At 67.8% G+C, this 21,274-nt stretch carries 22 protein-coding genes and 2 tRNA genes; 15 read left to right on the forward strand and 9 right to left on the reverse strand.

The features are described 5' to 3' along the window. Positions 1 to 8: 8 nt before the first annotated feature. Positions 9 to 827 (reverse strand): ABC transporter permease, encoded by an 819-nt coding sequence (locus tag B4A72_RS01525; protein ID WP_292954285.1) that lies wholly within the window; start codon positions 825 to 827, stop codon positions 9 to 11. Positions 828 to 944: 117 nt separating this feature from the next. On the opposite strand from B4A72_RS01525, the gene B4A72_RS01530 reads away from it, so the two are divergent. Further along, on the forward strand, positions 945 to 1,529 hold the full coding sequence (locus tag B4A72_RS01530) for a GcrA family cell cycle regulator (RefSeq protein ID WP_292954288.1): 585 nt from the start codon (positions 945 to 947) through the stop codon (positions 1,527 to 1,529). A gap of 197 nt (positions 1,530 to 1,726) precedes the next feature. On the opposite strand, the gene B4A72_RS01535 is transcribed toward B4A72_RS01530, so the two are convergent. Continuing rightward, positions 1,727 to 2,788, reverse strand: coding sequence for a mechanosensitive ion channel family protein (locus tag B4A72_RS01535; RefSeq protein WP_292954291.1), 1,062 nt, complete (start codon positions 2,786 to 2,788; stop codon positions 1,727 to 1,729). Between the two features lie 147 nt (positions 2,789 to 2,935). Between B4A72_RS01535 and B4A72_RS01540 the strand changes: the two genes are divergently transcribed. After that, positions 2,936 to 3,280, forward strand: a complete 345-nt coding sequence (locus B4A72_RS01540; RefSeq protein ID WP_292954294.1) for an MliC family protein — start codon at positions 2,936 to 2,938, stop codon at positions 3,278 to 3,280. Here B4A72_RS01540 and nudC read toward each other — a convergent pair. Beyond that, the gene (gene nudC, locus B4A72_RS01545) at positions 3,277 to 4,239 is read right to left on the reverse strand and encodes an NAD(+) diphosphatase (RefSeq protein ID WP_292954297.1); all 963 of its coding nucleotides are present in this window, start codon (positions 4,237 to 4,239) and stop codon (positions 3,277 to 3,279) included. The genes B4A72_RS01540 and nudC overlap by 4 nt on opposite strands. Positions 4,240 to 4,681: 442 nt before the next feature. Here nudC and metG point away from each other — a divergent pair, with 442 nt between their 5' ends. From metG to B4A72_RS01560, 3 genes are all read left to right on the forward strand, one after another. Beyond that, the gene (gene metG / locus B4A72_RS01550) at positions 4,682 to 6,400 is read left to right on the forward strand and encodes a methionine--tRNA ligase (protein WP_292977993.1); all 1,719 of its coding nucleotides are present in this window, start codon (positions 4,682 to 4,684) and stop codon (positions 6,398 to 6,400) included. 28 nt (positions 6,401 to 6,428) lie between these two features. Beyond that, positions 6,429 to 7,352 carry an arginase gene (rocF, locus tag B4A72_RS01555; protein ID WP_292954303.1) on the forward strand — a complete coding sequence of 308 codons (924 nt, stop codon included), beginning with the start codon at positions 6,429 to 6,431 and terminating at the stop codon, positions 7,350 to 7,352. 77 nt (positions 7,353 to 7,429) lie between these two features. Continuing rightward, a tRNA-Leu gene (locus tag B4A72_RS01560) sits at positions 7,430 to 7,514 on the forward strand. A 68-nt stretch (positions 7,515 to 7,582) separates the two neighbouring features. Here the strand turns inward: B4A72_RS01560 and B4A72_RS01565 are convergent. From B4A72_RS01565 to B4A72_RS01585, 5 genes are all read right to left on the reverse strand, one after another. Then, the gene (locus tag B4A72_RS01565) at positions 7,583 to 8,227 is read right to left on the reverse strand and encodes a PEP-CTERM sorting domain-containing protein (RefSeq protein WP_292954306.1); all 645 of its coding nucleotides are present in this window, start codon (positions 8,225 to 8,227) and stop codon (positions 7,583 to 7,585) included. A gap of 233 nt (positions 8,228 to 8,460) precedes the next feature. Continuing rightward, positions 8,461 to 8,536 (reverse strand) — tRNA-Thr (locus B4A72_RS01570). A gap of 87 nt (positions 8,537 to 8,623) precedes the next feature. Further along, a complete protein-coding gene (locus tag B4A72_RS01575) occupies positions 8,624 to 10,339 on the reverse strand; it encodes a heme biosynthesis protein HemY (protein ID WP_292954310.1) in 1,716 nt (571 codons plus the stop codon). Between the two features lie 9 nt (positions 10,340 to 10,348). Next, complete coding sequence (locus B4A72_RS01580; protein ID WP_292954313.1) at positions 10,349 to 11,707, reverse strand: COG4223 family protein; 1,359 nt, start codon at positions 11,705 to 11,707, stop codon at positions 10,349 to 10,351. 98 nt (positions 11,708 to 11,805) lie between these two features. Beyond that, positions 11,806 to 12,471: a uroporphyrinogen-III synthase gene (locus tag B4A72_RS01585; protein ID WP_292954316.1), complete on the reverse strand. Its 666-nt coding sequence runs from the start codon at positions 12,469 to 12,471 to the stop codon at positions 11,806 to 11,808. Positions 12,472 to 12,536: 65 nt separating this feature from the next. Between B4A72_RS01585 and tsaD the strand changes: the two genes are divergently transcribed. From tsaD to truA, 9 genes are all read left to right on the forward strand, one after another. Further along, positions 12,537 to 13,604, forward strand: a complete 1,068-nt coding sequence (gene tsaD / locus B4A72_RS01590; protein ID WP_292954319.1) for a tRNA (adenosine(37)-N6)-threonylcarbamoyltransferase complex transferase subunit TsaD — start codon at positions 12,537 to 12,539, stop codon at positions 13,602 to 13,604. Further along, positions 13,601 to 14,542, forward strand: a complete 942-nt coding sequence (locus B4A72_RS01595) for an NAD(P)H-dependent glycerol-3-phosphate dehydrogenase (RefSeq protein ID WP_292977994.1) — start codon at positions 13,601 to 13,603, stop codon at positions 14,540 to 14,542. The genes tsaD and B4A72_RS01595 overlap by 4 nt, the downstream gene beginning before the upstream one ends. Beyond that, positions 14,542 to 14,814: a YciI family protein gene (locus B4A72_RS01600; RefSeq protein ID WP_414692149.1), complete on the forward strand. Its 273-nt coding sequence runs from the start codon at positions 14,542 to 14,544 to the stop codon at positions 14,812 to 14,814. Before B4A72_RS01595 ends, B4A72_RS01600 begins: the two co-directional genes overlap by 1 nt. Continuing rightward, positions 14,814 to 15,227 (forward strand): EVE domain-containing protein, encoded by a 414-nt coding sequence (locus B4A72_RS01605; protein WP_292954328.1) that lies wholly within the window; start codon positions 14,814 to 14,816, stop codon positions 15,225 to 15,227. Before B4A72_RS01600 ends, B4A72_RS01605 begins: the two co-directional genes overlap by 1 nt. Positions 15,228 to 15,542: 315 nt before the next feature. Continuing rightward, complete coding sequence (locus B4A72_RS01610; protein WP_292954331.1) at positions 15,543 to 15,788, forward strand: DUF4170 domain-containing protein; 246 nt, start codon at positions 15,543 to 15,545, stop codon at positions 15,786 to 15,788. Beyond that, the gene (locus B4A72_RS01615; RefSeq protein ID WP_292977995.1) at positions 15,788 to 17,005 is read left to right on the forward strand and encodes a 3-deoxy-D-manno-octulosonic acid transferase; all 1,218 of its coding nucleotides are present in this window, start codon (positions 15,788 to 15,790) and stop codon (positions 17,003 to 17,005) included. Before B4A72_RS01610 ends, B4A72_RS01615 begins: the two co-directional genes overlap by 1 nt. Beyond that, positions 17,002 to 17,985, forward strand: a complete 984-nt coding sequence (lpxK, locus tag B4A72_RS01620; protein WP_292977996.1) for a tetraacyldisaccharide 4'-kinase — start codon at positions 17,002 to 17,004, stop codon at positions 17,983 to 17,985. Before B4A72_RS01615 ends, lpxK begins: the two co-directional genes overlap by 4 nt. Before the next feature lie 180 nt (positions 17,986 to 18,165). After that, positions 18,166 to 19,122: a 5-bromo-4-chloroindolyl phosphate hydrolysis family protein gene (locus B4A72_RS01625; protein WP_292954340.1), complete on the forward strand. Its 957-nt coding sequence runs from the start codon at positions 18,166 to 18,168 to the stop codon at positions 19,120 to 19,122. Between the two features lie 6 nt (positions 19,123 to 19,128). Next, the gene (gene truA / locus B4A72_RS01630; RefSeq protein WP_292954343.1) at positions 19,129 to 19,911 is read left to right on the forward strand and encodes a tRNA pseudouridine(38-40) synthase TruA; all 783 of its coding nucleotides are present in this window, start codon (positions 19,129 to 19,131) and stop codon (positions 19,909 to 19,911) included. Here truA and B4A72_RS01635 read toward each other — a convergent pair. Further along, positions 19,908 to 20,549, reverse strand: coding sequence for a sugar transferase (locus B4A72_RS01635; protein ID WP_414692153.1), 642 nt, complete (start codon positions 20,547 to 20,549; stop codon positions 19,908 to 19,910). The two genes, truA and B4A72_RS01635, sit on opposite strands and share 4 nt — an antisense overlap. A 261-nt stretch (positions 20,550 to 20,810) precedes the next feature. On the opposite strand from B4A72_RS01635, the gene B4A72_RS01640 reads away from it, so the two are divergent. Further along, positions 20,811 to 21,266, forward strand: a complete 456-nt coding sequence (locus B4A72_RS01640) for a universal stress protein (protein WP_292954572.1) — start codon at positions 20,811 to 20,813, stop codon at positions 21,264 to 21,266. The last annotated feature ends 8 nt before the right edge of the window (positions 21,267 to 21,274 follow it).

Below are 21,274 nucleotides of genomic sequence, written 5' to 3' on the forward strand. Positions count from 1 at the left end.
CCGCGCAATCACGGTTTCATCCGGTAGCCGGTTCTCAGCCAGCGCCAGCCGATCGCCAGAACCGCGGCCACGACCACCACGCAGACCGCGAACCCGCGCCAGACCGGCGCGTCGCTGACGCCGGTGACGCCGAAGCGCGTCCCGTCGATCAGATAGAAGATCGGATTCCAGTGCGACAGGCCGCGAAACGGCTCGGGCAGGGCCTCGACCGAATAGAAGGTGCCCGACAGGAAGGACAGCGGCGTGATGACGAAATTGGTGATCGCCGCCATCTGGTCGAATTTCTGTGCCATGATGCCGGCCAGGATGCCCAGGCCCCCCAGCAGCAGCGCCGCCAGCAGGACGAAGGTCGCGGCCCAGGCCGGATGGGCGATCCCGGCACCGGTGACGATCACCATCCCGGTGCCGATGACCAGCGCCACCAGCCCCGCCCGCACGACCGAACCGGCCAGATAGCCCGCCAGCATCTCGCCCGCCGACAAGGGCGGCATCAGCGTATCGACGATATTTCCCTGCACCTTGGCCGAGGTGATCGAGGACGAGGTATTGGCGAAGGCATTCTGGATCACCGTCATCATCAGGATGCCGGGGCCCAGAAATTCCAGATAGGGCAGCCCCATGATCTCGCTCCGGCCGCGGCCCAGGGCCAGCGCGAAGACCAGGACGAACAGCGCCGCCGTCATCAGCGGCGCAAAGATCGTCTGCTGCCAGACCGCCATGAATCGCATCACTTCGCGGGTCGCCAGAGTGCGAAAACCCAGCCAGTTGACACGCCCGAAACGGCGCACGCCCATGGCGGGCCGGGTGGTCATCATGTCCTTGGGCATCGCGCGGTCCTTGAATTCCGGTCTGCCGGGGTCTAAATCTCGGCATCCCGTTTGTGACGGGACCAACCGGATGTTTCAAGATGGGGTGGCGGGCCGGACCCGCCCGGAAAGGCAGTCATGTCCTGGACCGATGATCGTGTCGAGACGCTCAAGCGCATGTGGGGCGAGGGCCAGTCGGCCAGCGCCATCGCCAAGGAACTGGGCGGCGTCACGCGCAACGCGGTGATCGGCAAGGTCCATCGCCTCGGGCTGTCGAACCGCATCGACGAGGCCGAGCCCGCCCCGGCCACCGCCGAGCCCGACAGGAAGGCCGAGAAAAAGCCCGCCGCGCCCCGGCCCGAACCGGTGCCGGAACCCGCAGAGGCAAGGGCCGAACCGGCCGATGAACCCTCGACCCAGCCCGCCTATACGCCGCAGCCGCGCCGCACCATCGTGCCGGCCGGCCAGCCCCTGCCGCCGCAGCCCTCGGCCAACGAGATCAGCCCCGAGGCGCTGGCCTCGGTCCGCGAGGTCGAAAAGAAGGCCCGCAGGCTGACCCTGATGGAATTGACCGAGCGGACCTGCAAATGGCCGATCGGCGATCCCGCGACCGAGAAATTCTGGTTCTGCGGCCTGCCCGCCCAGGCCGGCAAACCCTATTGCGAGGCGCATGTCGGCGTTGCCTTCCAGCCGATGAGCTCGCGCCGGGATCGGCGTCGCTGAAGCCAGGCCGGCCCGGATAATCCCGTTCCGGCTGGGTGACTTGATCGGCCCTTCCCCGATCGACGGGCTTTCCCAGAAACGCCGATCCACGGCAAGGACGGTTTTTTCCGATCCCTGGCGCGGCGCTCGCATCCGCTGTCGCTGCGCGGCGGCACTTCGCGGTGGCAGACGCCCACGCCGCAAGCGATTCTGACGGCTCAGATGGCGTCGCCGTCTTCCGGCGCGGCGCCGCTGTCACCATCCTCATGTCCGCTTCGTGGCGGTGCCATCGCGCGGTCGCGCCTTGCGCGGGCCTTCATCTCGACCTTCTGCCGGGATTGCGGCGGCTTGTCCCCGGCGGGCCAGCCCTCGCGCTGCGCGCCTCGCGTGCCGTCCGTTTCCTCGGTCTGGTCGTGCAACAGCACGACATTGGTCGGATAGGGCATGTCGATGGCGGCCTCGTCCAACGCGGTCGAAATCGCCTGAATGACCCGCGCCTGCGTATGAACCACGTTGGTGCGGACCGGATCGGTCCACCAGCGCACCCGCATCGTCAGCTGGCTTTCGTCGATTCCCCAGGGCAGGGCTTCGGCGGCGGGTTCGTCAGCGACACCCTCGACAACCGAAACCGCCTCGAGGATCACGGCCCTGGCGCGGTCCCAGTCGTCGGCATAGCCGATTCCCACATCGTAATCCGACCGCCGCTTGTCATAGGCCGTGTTGACGACCACCGAATTCGTATAGACCTGCGAATTGGGAATGACGACGCGGCGATTGTCATAGGTCCGGATCATCGTGGCGCGGGTCTGGATATCCTCGACCGTGCCTTCGTGACCGCCCGCCTCGATCTGGTCGCCGACCTTGAAAGGGCGCTGCAGCAGGATCAGGATGCCCGACAGCATGTTTTGCAGGATGTCCTTGAAGGCAAAACCGATCGCGACAGAACCGATGCCAAGCCCGGCCAGCATGTCGCCGGGTTTCAGCGAGGGCAGCACCACCGTCATCGCCAGCAGAAAGCCCAGCACGATGATCGCCCAGCCGACCAGCGAGCCGCCGACATTGGCCAGCGCCGGGCGGTCGTGGCGGACCAGCGTCTTGCGGATCGACCAGGTCACCAGGACCGAGACAAGCCAGGCCACGAGAAACAGGACGCTGGCGGCGATCAGGTTCGGAATCAGCGAGATGAAACCGTTGATCCAGCTTTGCAGCTTTTCGACGAGACCACCGAAATTCGTGCCGATCGCACCCAGTTGATCCATCCGCCCCGCCGCCCCGTTCATTCTTCTGCCCTGGATAAAGCGGATCGGGACGGCTCTGGTTCCCGACCCTGCCCGGCCCGCGCGGCGACCGACCGGACGCAATCCGCACCGCTTGCCCGCCCGGCCAAAGCAGGACACCATCCCCGAACCGGAAGAACGGAGTCCGCCATGCCCCGCCCCGCATTGTTTCTGCTGCTGGTTCTTGCCGCCCCGGCGCAGGCGGCACCGGCCTTGTCCCTGCCCCTGGGCGAGGACGCCGAAGTCGTTCCAGCCCGCTATATCTGCGACGATGGCGGCACGATCGCGGTGCAATATGTCAATGCCGGACCCAACCGCCTCGCCCTGCTGCGCCTCGACGGCGAGGAACGTCTGTTCGTCAACGTCATATCGGCCTCGGGCGCGCGCTATGTCGCGGGCGAATACGAATGGTGGATCAAGGGCGACCAGGCCAGCCTGCGCAACGCCATGCGGGACGGCGACGCCCGGAGCTGCAGGACCCGCGATGGCGCCTAGATCGGCTCGATCTGCCCTTGCACCCAGGCGCGCAGGATGACCTGCGCAACCGCCCCCTTGCGGGCCGGCGCGATCCGGTCGTGGCGGCCCTCCAGCGCCTCGGCGATCTGGTTCCGGGGAACCCAGATCGCGTCCTCCAGTTCGGTCGGATCCAGTGTGATCGCGCGGCTCTCGGCGCGCGCCACGCAGCCGATCATCAGCGAGGCCGGAAAGGGCCAGGGCTGCGAGGTGACATAGCGCACCGCGCCCACCGTGATCCCGGCCTCCTCCATCACCTCGCGGCGCACCGCCTCCTCGACCGTCTCGCCCGGCTCGACAAAGCCCGCCAGCAGCGAATACATCCGCTCGGGCCACAGCGACTGACGACCCAGAAGAACCCGGTCGCCGTCCAGAACCAGCATGATCACCACCGGATCGGTGCGCGGGAAATGCTGCCGACCGCAGGCGGGGCACTCGAACCGCCAGCCGGCATGGCTGACACGATTGCGGGCGCCGCAACGGGCGCAGAAGCCATGCGTCAGCCGCCATTCGAAGATGCCCTTGGCGGCCGCCGCGATCCCGGCATCGCGATGGTCGATCTCGGCCATGATCGCGCGCAGGTCGATGAATTTCCGCGTCTGCGACAGATCCAGAGTGTGGCGGTCGATGAATTCGGCAGGCGGATGGTCGGGCGGCGCCAGATATGAGACATCGGCGGCGAAATGCGCGGTCCCGGCCATATCCAGGCCCATGAACACCAGCGGTTCGGGACAATCCGCGACCAGATCATCGCTCGCCGGCAGCCAGGCGAGGCGCGGCCCGGTCGGTGTCAGGTCGAACAGCGGCTTGCCACGCCAGAACGGCAGCACCAGGGTATCGGTGCGCGACAGCATCCGGGCGATCCCGGCGCCATCGCCGCGCAGCCGGTCGGCGCGATCCAGAAAACTGCCGGCAAAGGTGACTTCGGATTCGGGGATCATGGCGCGACCCTGCACCCTGCGGATGCGCCCCGCAAGAACACAGTCGCGACGCGCCCGGCCCGCCACGCAGGGCGATCGGGAAGGCGGGGCGGGCCAGACCCGGCCCGGTCGCTGCCGCTGGGCCGAATGCGCGCGTTCCGCGCGCGACGGCGCCGGCAGCAGATCTTGCGCGCCTTCGAACGACACCCGCGCAAGGCGCCCGTCATGCCCGCATGTCCGCCCCTGTGCCGGAACCGCGTGCAACGCCGCAGGCGGTGCATCCGCTGTGTACGCCCTGTGCACCGCCTGTGCGCGCTCTGAGCGGTGCGGCACCCCGCGAATGCTGGCCGGTTCGCGCCATCGCCGCGCAACGCCCTGCCGGTGACCGGGCTGCCGCGCTCGCCGCTTTCAATCGTCCTGCAACGGGGCTAGATACGGCGCCGACTGACAAGGACGCAACCCCATGGCCCGCCATCTCATCACCTCTGCCCTGCCCTATATCAACGGTATCAAGCATCTGGGCAATCTCGTCGGATCGCAGCTGCCCGCCGATCTCTATGCCCGCTATCTGCGTGCGCGCGGCCACGAGGTGATGTTCATCTGCGCCACCGACGAACACGGCACGCCGGCCGAATTGGCCGCCGCCAAGACGGGCGAGCCGGTCGCCCGGTATTGCGCCCGGATGCACCGGATCCAGGCGGATCTGGCCAGGGGCTTCGGCCTCAGCTTCGATCATTACGGCCGCTCCTCCAGCGACCGGAACCGACGCCTGACACAGCATTTCGCGGGCAAGCTGGCCGATAACGGCTATATCCGCGAAGTCGCGGAAAAACAGGTCTATTCCATCGATGACGGCCGCTTCCTGCCCGACCGCTATATCGAGGGTACCTGCCCCAATTGCGGCTATGACAAGGCCCGTGGCGACCAGTGCGAGAACTGCACCAAGCAGCTTGATCCGACCGACCTGATCGACCCGCGCAGCGCCATCAGCGGCAGCACCAATCTGGAAGTGCGCGAGACCAAGCACCTCTATCTGCGCCAATCCGCGCTGAAGGGCGAGATTGCCGAATGGATCGACAGCAAGAAGGACTGGCCGATCCTGACGACCTCGATTGCCAGGAAATGGCTGAACGACGGCGACGGGTTGCAGGATCGCGGTATCACCCGCGACCTGTCATGGGGCGTGCCGGTCAAGCGCGGCGATCAGGACTGGCCGGGTATGGAGGGCAAGGTCTTCTATGTCTGGTTCGACGCCCCCATCGAATATATCGCCGCGACTGCCGAATGGGCCGATGCCAATGATCGCACCGAGGCCGAGTGGCGCGCCTGGTGGCGCACCGACGAGGGCGCCGACGACGTGACCTATACCCAGTTCATGGGCAAGGATAACGTGCCTTTCCACACTCTCAGCTTTCCGGTGACCCAGATCGGCGCGGGTGAGCCGTGGAAGATGGTCGACTATATCAAGTCGTTCAATTACCTGACCTATGACGGCGGCCAGTTCTCGACCAGCCAGGGCCGGGGCGTCTTCATGGATCACGCACTGGACATCCTGCCGGCCGATTACTGGCGCTGGTGGCTGCTGTCCCATGCCCCCGAATCCGGCGACAGCGAATTCACCTGGGAGAATTTCCAGCAATCGGTGAACAAGGATCTGGCCGACGTGCTGGGCAATTTCGTCAGCCGCGTGACCAAGTTCTGTCGGGCAAAGTTCGGCGAGGCGGTTCCCGGAGGCGGCAGCTTTGGCCAGCCCGAACAGAACCTGATCGCCGCGCTGACCACGCGCCTGCGCGCCTACGAGGACGCCATGTCACGCATGGAGGTCCGCAAATCCGCGGCCGAACTGCGCGCGATCTGGGTTCTGGGCAACGAATACCTGCAAACCGCCGCGCCCTGGGCCAGCTTCAAGACCGATCCCGAACAGGCCGCGATGCAGGTGCGTCTGGGGCTGAACCTGATCCGGTTCCATGCGGTCCTGTCGGCCCCGTTCATCCCCTTCGCCGCCCGCGCGATGCTGGAGGCGATGCAGACGGACCAGACCGATTGGCCGGGCGACGTGGCACAGGCGCTTGAAACCCTTCCCGCAGGCCATGCCTTCACCGTGCCCGACGTGCTTTTCGCCAAGATCACCGACGATCAGCGCGCCGAATGGGCCGATCGTTTCAGGGGCGCGCGGGCCTGAACCCCGCGCCCGGCATCAGGAGACCGAGATGACGCATTGCATCCTCATCGGCGCCCCCGTGGACGAGGGCCAGCGGCGCCCCGGCTGCCTGATGGGCCCCGCAGCCTATCGCACCGCCGGACTGGCGGGCACGCTGACCGCACTTGGCCACACGATCGAAGATCGCGGCGATGTCGTTCCCGACCGACCGGGAAACGAGACCTGCGCCAATGCCGCCGTTCACCATCTGCCGGAAACCATCGCCTGGACGAATGCGCTGCGCGAGGCGGTCGCCGCCGCGCTGCCTGAAGGGATGCCGATCATCATGGGCGGTGATCATTCGCTGGCGCTCGGCTCGGTCGCGGGGGTCGCGGCCCATGCTGCACAGACGCAACGCCCGCAATTCGTCATCTGGCTGGACGCCCACAGCGACTTCCATACCCTTCGGACCACGACCACGGGCAATCTGCACGGCACGCCCATGGCCTATGCCAGCGGGCTGCCGGGATTCGGACCGTTTCCGCCCTTTCCCGCGCCGATACCGGGCGAGAACATCTGCATGTTCGGCATCCGCAGCGTCGACCCGGCCGAACATGCGGCAATGCAGGATACCGAGATCACCGTCAACGACATGCGGGTTCTGGACGAACAGGGCATCGTCGCACCGCTGCGCGCCTTTCTGAACCGCGTCCGGGCCACCGGCGGCCTGCTGCATGTCAGCTTGGATGTCGATTTCCTCGACCCCTCGATCGCACCCGCCGTCGGCACCACGGTTCCCGGCGGCACCACCTTCCGCGAGGCGCATCTGGTGATGGAGCTTCTGCACGAATCCGGCCTTGTCACCTCGCTGGACCTGGTCGAACTGAACCCGTTCCTCGACGATCGCGGTCGGACGGCGAAGCTGATGGTCGATCTGGTCGGCTCGCTGATGGGCCGCAAGGTCTTTGACCGTCCCACCCGCAGCTATGGCTGATGGCGCGCGGCGGCGGAAGCCGAGGTTCCGCTTGATTAATCAGGACCGCTTGGCTAGCCACGGCCGACGGTGCCGATGCGGGCGTGGTGGAACGGTAGACACAAGCGACTTAAAATCGCTAGAGCCTGGCTCGTGCGGGTTCGATTCCCGCCGCCCGCACCAAGGCAGCCAATGAATACGCCCGCCGGATGATCGGCGGGCGTTCGCTGTTTTTCGGGATCGTGGCAGGCTCAGGCGGCCTTCTTGCGGCGGCGCGACGCAAAAGCGCCACTTCCGGCAAGCGCACCGCCCAGAAGCAGCAGCGAGCCCGGCAGCGGCACCGGCGCAATCGACACATTGTCGACGAAACCGCCGAGGCTGTTGCTGAGACCGCCGGCAAAGAAGGACAGGCGCAGCACCTCGCCGGCGTCCACGGTGAACGACTTCGTCACCTGCGTCCATGTCGCGGGGGATTGATAGACGGCATCGATCAGGCCATCGACCTTGTCGCCCAGACTGTATCCGATGCCATTGTCGTTCTGGGTCGCGGTGCGCGGCGAATAGAAGAACGACAGAAGATAGGAACCGGCGCTGGCGAAGGTGATGTCCTGATACATGGACGAGTTGGAATCGCTGTCCAGCTCGACATACCAGTTGCCATCCTGCGCGTCATGCGTGCCCAGCGTGGCATTGTTCTGCAGTTCGATTCCGGCCCCGTCGCCGCGGGTCCATCCGGGAATCGCATCATAGACGCCGTAGCCGCCCCTGTTGGTGCCGCCCCCGGCCAGGCCCGCGACGTCTTCGAAACTGCCGTTCTGGACAATCGTGGCGGCAGAGGCGGCACCGCCTGACAGCATGGCCACGACAAGACCGGCGGAAATGGTTCTGATCGACATGGTAATCATCCTACTGGGTCAAATGGTGAAAGCAGAGCGGCAACATGCCGCAGGCTTCACGGGAATGTTAACCTTTTCCGAATTGTTAGGAAAGTGGCAAATCACGCCATAAACGGCATGTCCAACCGAAATCCGGCTGGATCGCGCGGCGCGGGGAATCTGCGAAACGGCTCTCGGCACGAGGTCGGAGCAACCGGATTACGGCCCTGCCCGACCTGATCCGGGCGGATTTCTGGTGCCGGTGAAGGGACTCGAACCCCCGACCCCATCATTACGAATGACGTGCTCTACCAGCTGAGCTACACCGGCATCTGGTGGCGGGCCGGATAGCAGGTTCCGACGTGGCGCGAAAGAGGGGCGGCGCGTTTTTTCGCCGCCCATCCTCGGGCCATCGAATCAGCTTTTGCGAACCGGCCGCTCCTCGGTCCATTCCGCGTCCTCGGGCGGCTCGACATCGGGCCTGACGGGTTCGCGATCGGCATCCCGACCGGGGGCAGCCGTCTTCGCGGCCGCCGGCGCCGGTCCGTCGGCATTGACCGTGCTGACCGGCCCGACCTCGACGTAATCGCTTTCGCGCGGCACCATTCCGGGCGCCACGTCAGCGACCTCGGTGCGCTTCGGTCTGGGCGACATGACGGCGGCGCCCTGATCGGCGGCGGGGGCAGAGGGTTCGTCGATCTGCGCCCCGGCCAGGGGGGCGGCGGGGTCCGGCGTTTCGGGCTGCGGCTTTGGCGCGCCGACCAGAAGCGGCAGCATCTCGGCCCCGGAACCGGGCGAAACGCCCCGATCGCGGTCATCCGGCTCGCGCCAGGTCAGCGTGTCGAAACCGCCGCAACTGTCGCAGGTCGGCGCCCAGTCGCGCATCACGTTGTGACACTTGTCGCAGACCCATTGCGGCCCGCGCGAGGCGGTCAGCGCCCGCGCCAGCCAGCCCCGAACCACGCTGTCATCGGCGCCCTCGCCGCGTTCGACCGCAGCCATGATCGACAGGGTGCGCACTGTGGGGTGGACCTCGGCCAGATCGCCAAGGGCCCGCCGCGCGCCCGGAAAATCCTCGGCCGACAGCAGCAATTCGGCCTTCAGAAGTCGCGATTCCTCGTGATCGGGGTTCTTCCCGATCAGCCGCTCGAACCGTTTCAGCCGGGCGGCAGCCGTCTCGTCGGGGGCAATTTCTGCATAGGTGGCGGCGATGTCGGGATGCGGCCTGACCGACCAGGTCTTTTCCAGCACGCGCGCGGCATTGCGGCCGTCCTTCTGCGCGATATAGCTGCGCGCGGCCAGCACAGCGGCCGGGATCAGGTCGGGCGAGGCCCTGTTGGCCGAGATCGCCGCCTCGCGGGCGCTGATCGAATTGCCCTGTGCCAGCACCGCACTGGCCTCTTGCAGCGCCATAACCGCATCGCGGCGGATATGCACGTCCTGAGGCAATTCGCCTTGGCGGCGCTTTTCCTTCAGCATCAGGCGCGCGCCCTTCCAGTCGCCCTGCTTCATCTCCAGGTCCAGCAGCGTATCCTGGATTTCCTTGTGCCGCGGTTTCAGGGCATAGGCTTTCTGCGCCAGCAGCATCGCGGTCGCCGTATCGCCCTCGTCCAGCTTCTGCCGCATCAGTCCGCGAACGCCGACAAAGCGGGTGCGGTCGTCGCCCAGCAACTTGCGATAGGCGCGCTCGGCGCGGGCGCGATCACCCGCAACGTCGGCCGCCTGCGCCGAAAGAAGATCGGTCAGATGCGGCTGGTCCAGATATTTCGCGGCTTTCGCGGCCTTGGCCTGCGCCAGCTTCCCCTCGCCCGAGGCGACGGCCAGCATCCCCTCGCCAAGCGCGGCATAACCCCTGCGTTCGCGCGAGCGGTCGAAATAGCGGCTGATCGCCGTCTCGTCCCCCGCCAGGAAACGCAGGAAGGCCAGCACCAGGCCAAGCAGCCTGAACAGGATCCAGGCCGTGATCATCAGCAGGATCAGCGCGATCAGCGCCTTGAGGGGCGTCAGGGCATATTCCCTGCCGCCATATTCCAGCAACAGTGTCTGGCCGGTATCGGACAACTGGATCGCACCAAGCGCGACCGCCAGCACCACCGCGAAGAAGAACAGGATTTTCAGCAGGGACAGGATCATCACGGTTCCTCAGTTCGACGGCGCGGACAGAGCGTTCAACGCGGCCTTGGCATCGGCATAGGTTTGCGCGCGCGTCAGCCAGCCGGCCATCGCGGGTGCGGATTTCGCCGATTCGGGCAAAGCCGCCATCTCGGTCAGGGCGGCGTCGATGCGGCCCTTCTCGACCTCGGCATTCGCGCGCGAAAGGATCGCATCGGGATCGTCGCCCGCGCGCGGCGCGACCGAACGCGCGCCGGTCTGCGCCCTGAAGAAACGGGTCAGCGCATTGCCGCCATCGGCACCGGCTTCGCGCAGGCTGTCGCGCAGCGCAGCGCGCGCGGCCTGCGGAAAATCGGACTGAAGACTGACGAGACTGGGCACCTCGCGGGTCAGCGGCTCGGGCGCATCCATCCCCGCACCCTCCAGCGTTTGCCGCGCCTCGTCCGGCGTGACGCCGCGGTCCAGAGCCGCCTGCAGCGACGCGATCGCCGCGACCGCCTCGGCGCGTCTGGTGCTGTCGGTGGCGGCGGCCTGCATCTTCTCCGCCTCGCTCTGGGCGGCGGTGATCCGGGATTGCGCCTGTTCGGCGGCGGCCTGAATTTGCCCTTCCAGCGCCTGGGCCTGCGCGGCCAGATCCTGAATCCGCTGCGCCATGCCGGGATCCAGTGCCGGTCGCGCCGCCAGTTCATCGAGCCGCTGCGCCTGTTCGTCAAGCTGCTGTTGCAGGGCCTCGACAGCCGCCTGCGCATTCGTGTCGGGGGCGGGCGCAGCACTGGCCAGTTCGTCGCGCAGAGCCGCGATTTCCGTACCGGCGGCCTCTTTCGCGGCGGCAACGGCCTCGGCGCGAATCGAGGCCGTATCGACGGCTTCAGCGGGCGTCTGCGGCCAGACCCAGATCGCGGCAAGCGCGCCGAGGGCGGCTGCGCAGGCCCCGCCCAGCAGCATTTGCCAGAACCCCGTCTTCCGGACGGTGACATTCTGCGTCGGGGTCGGGTCGGCCACCGGCGTGTCGCGCAGGATCGCCTCGGGCGGCACATCCTTCAGCGCGCCGGTCGGACCCGGATCACTCTGTTTCCGCTTCGGCTGCGCAGCCGGAGTATCGGACGAGCCATCGCCGACAAGCTGCGAGGCAACCGGCCCGGCCGTGCTGCCAGCGGCGGCGGCGGACGATCCGTCCCCCTTGCCGGTGTCGGTGGATTTCAGCGTGCCGGGCGTCGCGGCGGCCTTGCGTGCGCTACCGGCCGCGCCGCCATCTGGCGTGTCGTCTGGCTTGTCGGCAGGCTGCGACGTCGCCGTGTCGGGGGTCTGATCGGGCTGTGATGTCTCTGCGGCCTTCCGGGTGCTGGGCTTGTCGGATTTCGTGGCTTTGGATTCTTCTGGTTTTTTCACGTGTCGTCCCCGTCCTCGCGTGCCGCCCTGCCTGCCATCGGCGAAGCGTCGCCGCCAGAGTAATCAGCCGTGGCCCCCGGCTCAACCCGCCGTGAACATCATAGTTCCGCGATGCCGAGGCAGCGGATCGCCTGGACCATGCCCTCCTGCGTCGGCTGTTGCGCAATCGCCGACCCCGCCCGCGGTCCGTCCCAGGCCTGCATCACCGTCGCGCTGATCGCCACCGGCCACAACCGCGACATCGAACCACGGACCGCCGCAGCCGCCAGTGCGGCCGATCGTGCCGAGAAAAGCGGCAGCACCACATCACCGCCCCGCGCCAGAAGATCGCGCGCCTCATCCGTCAGATCGCAGCTTTTCTGTTCATAGACGACCATTCCCGGAACCGGCAATTCGCGGGCAAGGTGCCGGCCATGCGGATGCAGCAGCGGCGCCCCGCGCCACCTGGCGATCAGCGGCAGCAACCCCGCGGCATCGCCAGGCCCTTCGGTCACATCGAAACCCGCCTTCCGCGCGGCCTCTGCGGTCCGCCCGCCCACGCATAACGCCGCGCGGCCCGCGCCCGGCCCGGCCGCTGCGACCGCATGGGCCGAGGTAAACAGCAGCGCCCCGGCCGCGCGCAAGCGGGCGGCGTCGTGATCGACCGGAACGATCCGCAAGATGGGGGCGATCACCGCCTGCCAGCCCGGCAGCAGCCTCGCAAACCGCAGCGAATCCGCGCGCGGTCGGGTCAGAAGAAGCGTGGGCCGGATGCGCGCCGGCATTGGCAACCCCTCTGGTCGGTGCTAGGCCAGCAGGCGTAAGCGTCATTTCCCCGCCCGGCAAGAGCATGGACGACCTGATTTTTCTCGGCATCGAAAGCAGCTGCGACGACACCGCCGCCGCGATCGTGACCGGCGACCGGCGCATCCTGTCCTCGATCGTCAGCAGCCAGACCGCCCTGCACGCGGATTTCGGCGGCGTCGTTCCCGAAATCGCCGCGCGCGCCCATGCCGAACGGCTGGATCTGGTGGTGGAACAGGCGCTGGCCCGATCCCGCCTTGGCCTGCGCGATCTGTCCGGCGTCGCCGTGACCGCCGGGCCGGGCCTGATCGGCGGCGTGATGGCCGGTGTCATGTGCGCCAAGGGCATCGTCGCGGGGGCGGGTCTGCCGCTGGTCGGCGTGAACCATCTGGCCGGCCACGCCCTGACCCCGCGCCTGACCGACGGCGTGGACTTTCCCTATCTGATGCTGCTGGTATCGGGCGGACATTGCCAGTTCCTGCTCGTCAAGGGACCACAGGATTTCACCCGTCTGGGCGGCACCATCGACGACGCGCCGGGCGAGGCCTTCGACAAGCTGGCCAGGCTCTTGGCCCTTCCCCAGCCCGGCGGACCCTCGGTCGAGGCCGAGGCAGCCCTGGGCGATCCTGACCGCTTCGATCTGCCCCGACCGCTGCTGGACCGGCCGGGCTGCGACCTGTCCTTCTCGGGGTTGAAGACCGCCGCCCTGCGTCTGCGCGACGGTCTGATCGGCGAACAGGGCGGGCTGCGGCAAACGGACCGCAGCGACCTTTGCGCCGCCTTTCAACAGGCCGTCACCGAGACCCTGGCCGAAAAGGCCCGCCGCGCGCTGTCGGTCAGCCCGGTTCCGTTGCTGGCGGTGGCCGGCGGTGTCGCCGCGAACGGCGCGATCCGCGCCGCGCTGGAACGGACCGCGCTCGAGGCAGGCGCACGTTTCCTGGCCCCGCCGCTGCGGCTTTGCACCGACAATGGCGCCATGATCGCCTGGGCGGGGATCGAGCAGTTCCGGCTGGGCCAGCGCGACGGCATGGACCTTGCCGCCCGGCCTCGCTGGCCCCTGGACCCTGCGGCGGCACCGATGCTGGGCGGCGGCAGGAAAGGCGCCAAGGCATGAAGGTGTCGATCCTCGGCGCGGGCGCCTTTGGCACGGCGCTGGCGGTGGCGCTGTCGGCGAATGGCCCGGTCGTCCTGTGGGGCCGTGATACCCGATGGCGGCGCGAAAACCCCAGATTGCCGGGGGTCAGCCTGCCCGAGGCCGTCACCGTCACCGATGATCTGGCGTGCGCCCTGGGCGCCCGGACCGTGCTGCTGGCCCTGCCCGCGCAGGCATTGCGCCCGTTCATGGCCGATCACGGCGCCGCGCTGGACGGCAGGATGCTGGTCAACACTGCCAAGGGAATCGACCTCGACCGGCTGACCGGCCCCTCGCGCATCATCGCGGATGCCTGTCCTGCCAGCACCGTCGCGACGCTGACCGGGCCCTCTTTCGCGGCCGATATCGCGCGCGGGCTGCCCACGGCGCTGACGCTGGCCTGCCCCCGCGACTCTGCGGGCGCGGAATTGCAGCGGGCGCTGTCCACCCGCGTCCTGCGCCTCTATCGCAGTGCCGACCTGACCGGTGCCGAACTGGGCGGGGCGCTGAAGAACGTGGTTGCCATCGCCGCGGGCGTGGTAATCGGGGCGGGTCTTGGCGACAGCGCCCGCGCGGCCATCGTCACACGCGGCTTTGCCGAAATGACCCGCTTTGCCACCGCCCTCGGCGCCCGCTCCGAGACGCTGACCGGCCTGTCCGGACTGGGCGACCTGATCCTGACCTGCACATCGCCGCAATCGCGCAACTTCCGCTTTGGTCAGGCGATGGGACGCGGCGAGGATTTCGATCCGACGATTACCGTCGAAGGTGCCGCCACCGCCCGCGCGGTCTCGGCCCTTGCCTCTCGCGAGGGAACCGACATGCCCATCGCCGGCATGGTCGCGGCCCTTGCCAGCGGCGCCGTATCGGTCGAAAAGGCCGCCGATATCCTGATGAACCGACCGTTGAAGGAGGAATGATGCCCCTGTTCGCCGTCATCTGCCGCGACAAGCCCGGCCAGTTGCAGACCCGACTGGACAGCCGCCAGGCCCACCTGGGCTTCATCCGCGATTCGGGCATCGTCCGCATGGCCGGTCCGCTGATCGAAAATGGCGACATGTGCGGTTCGCTGATCGTGCTGGAGGCCCGCGATCTGGACGCCGCGCGCGACTGGGCCGCGCGCGATCCCTACAAGAAGGCGGGTCTTTTCCACAGCGTGGACGTGACCGAATGGAACAAGGTGATCGGTTGATGCAATACTGGCTGTTCAAATCCGAACCCGACGTGTTCGGATGGGACGACCTGGTCGCCAGGGGCGAGGCGGGCGAGGAATGGGACGGTGTGCGCAACTATCAGGCGCGCAACAACATGCGCGAGATGAAGAAGGGCGATCGGGGGCTGTTCTATCATTCGAATGTCGGAAAAGAGGCCGTCGGAATCGTCGAGATCGTCGCCGAGGCCCACCCCGACAGCACCACCGATGACGCCCGCTGGGAATGCGTGGACGTGAAGGCGGTCGAGAGACTGCCCAGACCCGTCCCGCTGGCCGTGGTCAAGGCCGAGCCGCGATTGAAGGACATGGCCCTGGCGGGCAACAGCCGCCTGTCGGTCCAGCCCGTCACCGAGGCCGAGTGGGCCGTGATGATGGAACTTGCCGGCCGCTGATGACGCATCCCGGCGCCAGCCCGCAGCCCTGGCCAGCCGCCCGTGCCGCATCCGCCGGCCGGAAAGCAGCCGCGAAGCCATGAGGGGTTCCAGCGCAGGCGAACGCCGGAACCCCTCTTTCCCGGCAAGCGCAGCGCCACACCATCGCGCGCCCCACGGGATCAGGATCCGGCCTTCTGGCCGTGTCGCGCCACTGATAGCCCGGCAGGCCGCGGCAAGGCAAAGCCCGATTGCCCTGCATTTTAGCCGAACCCGCTTCATCTCCTCTGCGGGCCGCGCTAGGTTCGGACATTCCGGTCACGACAAGGAGGTCTCATGGTCCAGCGTCTTCATCTCGTCTTTGGCGGCGAACTGATCGACCCGCAAAGCACGCAGTTCCGCGACACCGACGACATTCACGTCGTCGGCATCTTTCCGAACTACGAACGCGCCTACAACGCCTGGAAAGCCGAGGCTCAGCGCACCGTGGACAGCGCCGAGACACGCTATTTCATCGCCCATCTGCACCGGCTTCGCGACGAGGAAACGCCGGTCAGCCCGACCGAGGAACTTGGCGGCTGATGCGGGGTCCGGGGCTAGGCGGGCTGGGTCTGTGGCTGCATCTGCGTGGCCCGTCCCGGCGGACCACCGACCCCCCCTCGCTGCCGCCCCTGACAGAAGGCCAGGCACTGATCCTGCACGTCTCGGAGGGACACCAAAACGCCGCCCAGCAGATCCGCACCCGGCTGAACGCGACGCGGCGCGATGTCCGGATCCTGACCATCGGCCAGGACGGGATCGCCGATCCCGGCCGTGATCGCGGCGCCGCCGAGGCGCTGATCGCGGCGGCAAGGCCGGGCTGCCTGCTGCTTCTGGGTCCGGATCTGCCGGGCGCATTGATCACCGCCGCGGCACGCGACGGCGTCCCGGTCATCCTGGGCGAGGCAAGACTGGACCCGCAGGATATGGGCTGGACGCTGCGCGCGGCGATGCGGCGTGAACTTCTGCGTCGAATGCAGACGATCCTGCTGACCGATCCCGGCAGCCACGAGATTGCCAGAGAGATGGGGCTTGATCCGGCGCGGCTGACGATGACCGGGCCGGTGGCGGCGATCCACGAACCCCTGCCCTGCGCCGAATCCGAACGCGAGGCCATCGCGCAGCTGGTGCGCGGGCGGCATTCATGGCTGGCCGCCGCAATCCCCGAAAACGAGGATGAGGCCGTGTTGCAGGCGCATCTGGCTGCGCTGCGGCAATCGCATCGGGCGCTGCTGTTCTGGGCCCCGCGCGATCCGCGCCGCGCCGGGGCGCTGGCCGAACGGATCGAGGCGGCGGGCCTCAATGTCGCCCGCCGCGACCAGGACGAGGACCCGACCGACGAAATCCATGTGATGCTGACCGACGGGCTGGCCGAGATGGGCCTGTGGTATCGCCTTGCCCCGGTCTCCTATCTGGGCGGCACGCTGCACGGCGACGACGCCGCCGCACGACATCCGTTCGAACCCGCAGCCCTTGGTTCGGCCATTGTCCACGGCCCGGTCACGGGGCGGCATCCGACCGAATGGCAGCAACTGGACGGGGCCGGCGCGGCGCGGCAGGTCGCGAATGCGGCCGGTCTGGCGGCGGCGATGGCGGAATTGTCGCAGCCCGAACTGATCGCGGCGCTGGCCCGGAATGCCTGGACCGTCAGCACCGGCGGCGCGGACGTGACGCTGCGCATCTGCCAGCCCGTCCTGGCAGCCCTCGACGCGGCGCCGGAAGGCACGGCAGACCGGCCGGCCCGGGCGACCGCACCATGAGCCGCGCACCGGACTTCTGGTATCTGCGCCCGCCAACGCCGCTTGCGCGGCTGCTTTCGCCGCTGGGCGCGGTTTACGCACGCGAAACCCGGCGCAGGCTGGCGGGCAAGGCGCGCCTGCGCCTTGACATCCCGGTAATCTGCGTCGGCAACCTGAACGCGGGCGGCACCGGCAAGACGCCGACCGTCATTCACCTGCAACAGCATCTTCTGGGACTGGGGATCGACGCCCATGTCGTCTCGCGCGGCCATGGCGGCCGGGCCAAAGGACCGCTGAGGGTTGACGAGCGGCGTCACGATGCCGCCCTGACCGGCGACGAGCCGCTGCTGATGGCGGCCTTCGGCCCGGTCTGGGTGGCCGATGACCGGCAGGCAGGCGGGCGGGCGGCCTGCGCGGCAGGGGCGCAGGCGATCATTCTCGATGACGGCTTCCAGGATCCGGCGCTGGCGCATGACCTGGCCATCGTCGTGGTCGATGCGGCACGAGGTTTCGGCAACGGGCTTTGCCTGCCCGCCGGCCCCCTGCGCGAACCCGTGGTCCGGGGTCTTGCCCGCGCCGATCTGCTGCTTTCCATCGGCGATGCCGCGGCACAGGACCGCTTTGTCCCGCCGCCGGATGCTCCGCCCCATCTGCGCGGAACGCTGGCGCCGCTGCAGACCGGGATCGACTGGCAGGGACACCGCGTCGTGGCCTTCGCCGGAATCGGTCATCCCGAGAAATTCTTTGCCACGCTGGCCTCTCTTGGCGCCTCCATCCTGCGGGCCGAGGCACTGGACGATCATCAGCCTTTCACACCGGCCCTGCTGACCCGGCTGGAAACCGAGGCGCGGATGCGCGGCGCGCAACTGGTCACGACGGAAAAGGATGCCGCCCGGCTGCCGCGCGATTTCCGGCCCCGGGTCATGGCGCTGCCGGTGCGACTGGCGTTGCAGGATCCGGCCTTGCTGGACACGGCGTTGACGCGCCTGTTTCCCGGCTGAGCCCGGCCCGCCTTTGCAATTCCCGCGAGGATGCCGATATAGGATGCGAACGCCCGGAACGGGCCTTCCGAGGAAAGGAACCGCATGTCCCGCAACGCGATGCAACGGCTCAGCTTCTACCTGCTGGTGCTTCTGGCGCTATACGCCTCACTGGCCGGCGCGGCCTGAGGAGGGCGGAACATGGCGCGGAATTTCGGGGGGCGGTTTTCGCCGGACGGGCAGCGGCGCGACCGCCAGGGCGACCGGCCGGATCAGCCGCGCGGCGCGATGCGGCACCGGCTGGAATCGCGGCCGAAATGGGTCACGATCGGCGCCGCACCATTTCTGATCACCGCATTCTTCCAGCCCCCGGTCCAGATGGTCGCCGGGCTCGCCGCCTTTGGCCTGATCGCCTGCGCGATGTGGCTGACGCGCGAGGGGCTGCGCGCCGAAGCCGCCTATGACGTGCGTCGCAAGGCACGCCGGCCCGCCATCCCGCGCAAGCTGTTCGGGGGCGTCCTGGCCGGCCTGGGCCTGGGCCTGGGCGCGGCCGAACCGGGCGCCGGGGCCGGCGCTGCGCTGATCGGCGTCACCGGGCTGGCGCTGCACTGGCTGGCCTTTGGGGCCGACCCGATGCGCGACAAGGGCATGTCCGAGGGCGAGGATTTCCAGCAGACCCGCGCCGAGCGGATGATCGAGGAAGGCGAAGCCTATCTGGCGCAGATCGACCAGGCCATGCTGCGCCTTGGTGATCGCGGACTTCAATCGCGCGTGGCGCGCTTTGCGGGGACGGTGCGCGATCTGTTCGACCGGGTGCGCAGCAATCCCGGCGATCTGTCGGCAGCGCGGCGCTATCTGGGCGTCTATCTGATGGGCGCGCGCGACGCGACCGAGAAATTCGCGGCTCTCTATGCCCGCAGCCGCGACCCCGCCACGCGCACCGCCTATGAGGCGTTTCTCGACGATCTGGAACGCGATTTCAGCGCCAAGGCCCGCAAGCTGCTGGAGGGCGACCGCGCCGATCTGGAAATCGAGATCTCGGTTTTGCGCGACCGGCTGGCCCGCGAAGGCGTGGCCAGCCCGGATCGCCCGAACCTGACCGACTCGGCGCAGTTTCTGGACGACCTGCTGCGCGATCCGGCCGACAGGACGCGCTGACTGCCGATGCCCCGCTTTGCCCTGCTGATCGAATATGACGGAGGCCCCTTCGCCGGCTGGCAGGCGCAGGCCGACCAGCCCTCGGTCCAGGGCGCCGTCGAAGCCGCGCTGGCCAAGCTGGATGCCGGCTTTGCCACGGGCGCGCGGATCGCGGCGGCAGGCCGCACCGATGCCGGCGTTCATGCGACCGGACAGGTCGCCCATGCCGAACTGCTGCGCGACTGGGACGCTTTCCGTCTGGCCGAGGCGCTGAATTTCCACCTCAAGCCCGCCCCCGTGGCGGTGCTGGCGGCAAAGCGGGTGGCCGAGGATTTTCATGCCCGGTTCTCGGCCACGGAACGGCGCTATCTGTTCAGACTGATCGCCCGCCGGGCACCGATGACGCATGACCAGGGCCTTGCCTGGCGCGTCCTGAAACCGCTGGACACGCGGGCCATGCGCGAGGCCGCCGCGCATCTGATCGGTCAGCACGATTTCACCACATTCCGGTCCTCGATCTGTCAGGCCAAGAGCCCACTGAAAACGCTGGACGCGATCGGCATCGACGAAATCGCGATCCCCCATGGCCGGGAATACCGTTTCACCCTGCGGGCGCGGTCTTTCCTGCATAACCAGGTGCGCTCCATTGTCGGCACGCTGGAACGGGTGGGCGCGGGTTCATGGCAGCCGGAGCGCGTGGCCCGGGCATTGGCGGCGCGCGACCGCGCGGCCTGCGGGCCTGTCTGTCCGCCCCATGGATTGTATCTGACGGGCGTCGGCTATCCCGGCGATCCCCTGTTCGGGATCTAGGCGCGACCGCGCCGGCGCGGGCGCTCGTCCTTCCTGGTCAGCACGATCTTGACCGTGGACCACAGGATCCACAGATCCAGGCCGAAATCGCGGTGGCGCTGGTAGATCAGGTCGATCTTCAGCTTGACCGGCAGGCAGCGGCGATAATAGGCGGCCTCGGTCGCGGCGGCGGATTTGCAGCGTGCGAGGATCCGGTCCTCGTGCCGATGATAGATAAGCGTCGCCAACCCGGTCACGCCCGGACGGCTTTTCAGCACCTGCGCGTAAACTGCGGGGAAACGTTCGACATATTCGCGCAGCGGCGGGCGCGGGCCGACGAAGCTCATGTCGCCGCGCAGGATGTTGAACAACTGCGGCAATTCGTCGATCCGCGTGCGGCGCAGGAAATGGCCCAGGGGCGTGATGCGCCAGTGCTTGTGCGCGCCGGTGGCGCCGAAATCGTCCTCTTCCGTGGTCATGGTGCGGAATTTCAACTGCGTGAAGGACTGGCCCGGCGCGCGCATCCGGTGCGCGGTATAGAAAATCGGACGCCCCTGCACGATCAGCAGAAGAAAGGCCATGACGGCCATCACCACGGACAGCGGAATCATCAGCATCAGCGCCAGTGTCACATCGAACAGACGCTTGCGGCGCGGCATGGGCTTCATGCCGCTGTCGCGGGCCTGACCCAGGAACCAGGCCATCTTGGACCCGGTCAGCGTCGCAAGCTGGGCCGCTTCTGCCTTGTCCCAGTCGTGATGGATCGTCACAACGCGCCTGCCCGTCGGATTGCCTCAATCGGTCCGCGGTAACACATCCTTCCGGACAAGGAAACCAGACTGACGCATTCCCGCCGAATGACTTGCACTAGCATGGCAGTTCGGCCACTGTCCGCCCAGAGAGCCACCGATCAGAGCCCCATGCGCAAGTTCCTTGTCCTTCTCGATGACAGCCGCGAATGCCTGAACGCGATGCGTTTCGCGGCGATGCGCGCCGCTCATACCGGCGGTGCCGTGGTGATCCTTTCGGTCATTCCGGCGGCCGATATCCAGCACGGATTCGGCGTCGCCGATGTCATGCGCGCCGAGGCGCACGAGCGGATCGAAGCCCATTTCGAGGTCTTCGCCAAATGGATGCGCTCGCGCCCCAAGGTCGAGCCGGAACTGGTCATCCGCGAGGGCGATCCGGCCGACGAACTGATCGCCCAGCTTGCGGATGATCCCGAGATCGGCATCGTCGTGCTGGGCCTGAACCCGGACAAGGCGGGGCCGAACCCGGTGCTGAACAGGCTTTTGCGCGAGGCCAGCAACCTGCCCTGCCCGATCACCATCGTGCCCGGCGACATCTCCAAGGAGCGGCTGGAGGCGATCACCTGAGCCGGCTT

The sequence above is a fragment of the Paracoccus sp. UBA5162 genome, from assembly GCF_002413585.1.
GTDB lineage: Bacteria > Pseudomonadota > Alphaproteobacteria > Rhodobacterales > Rhodobacteraceae > Paracoccus.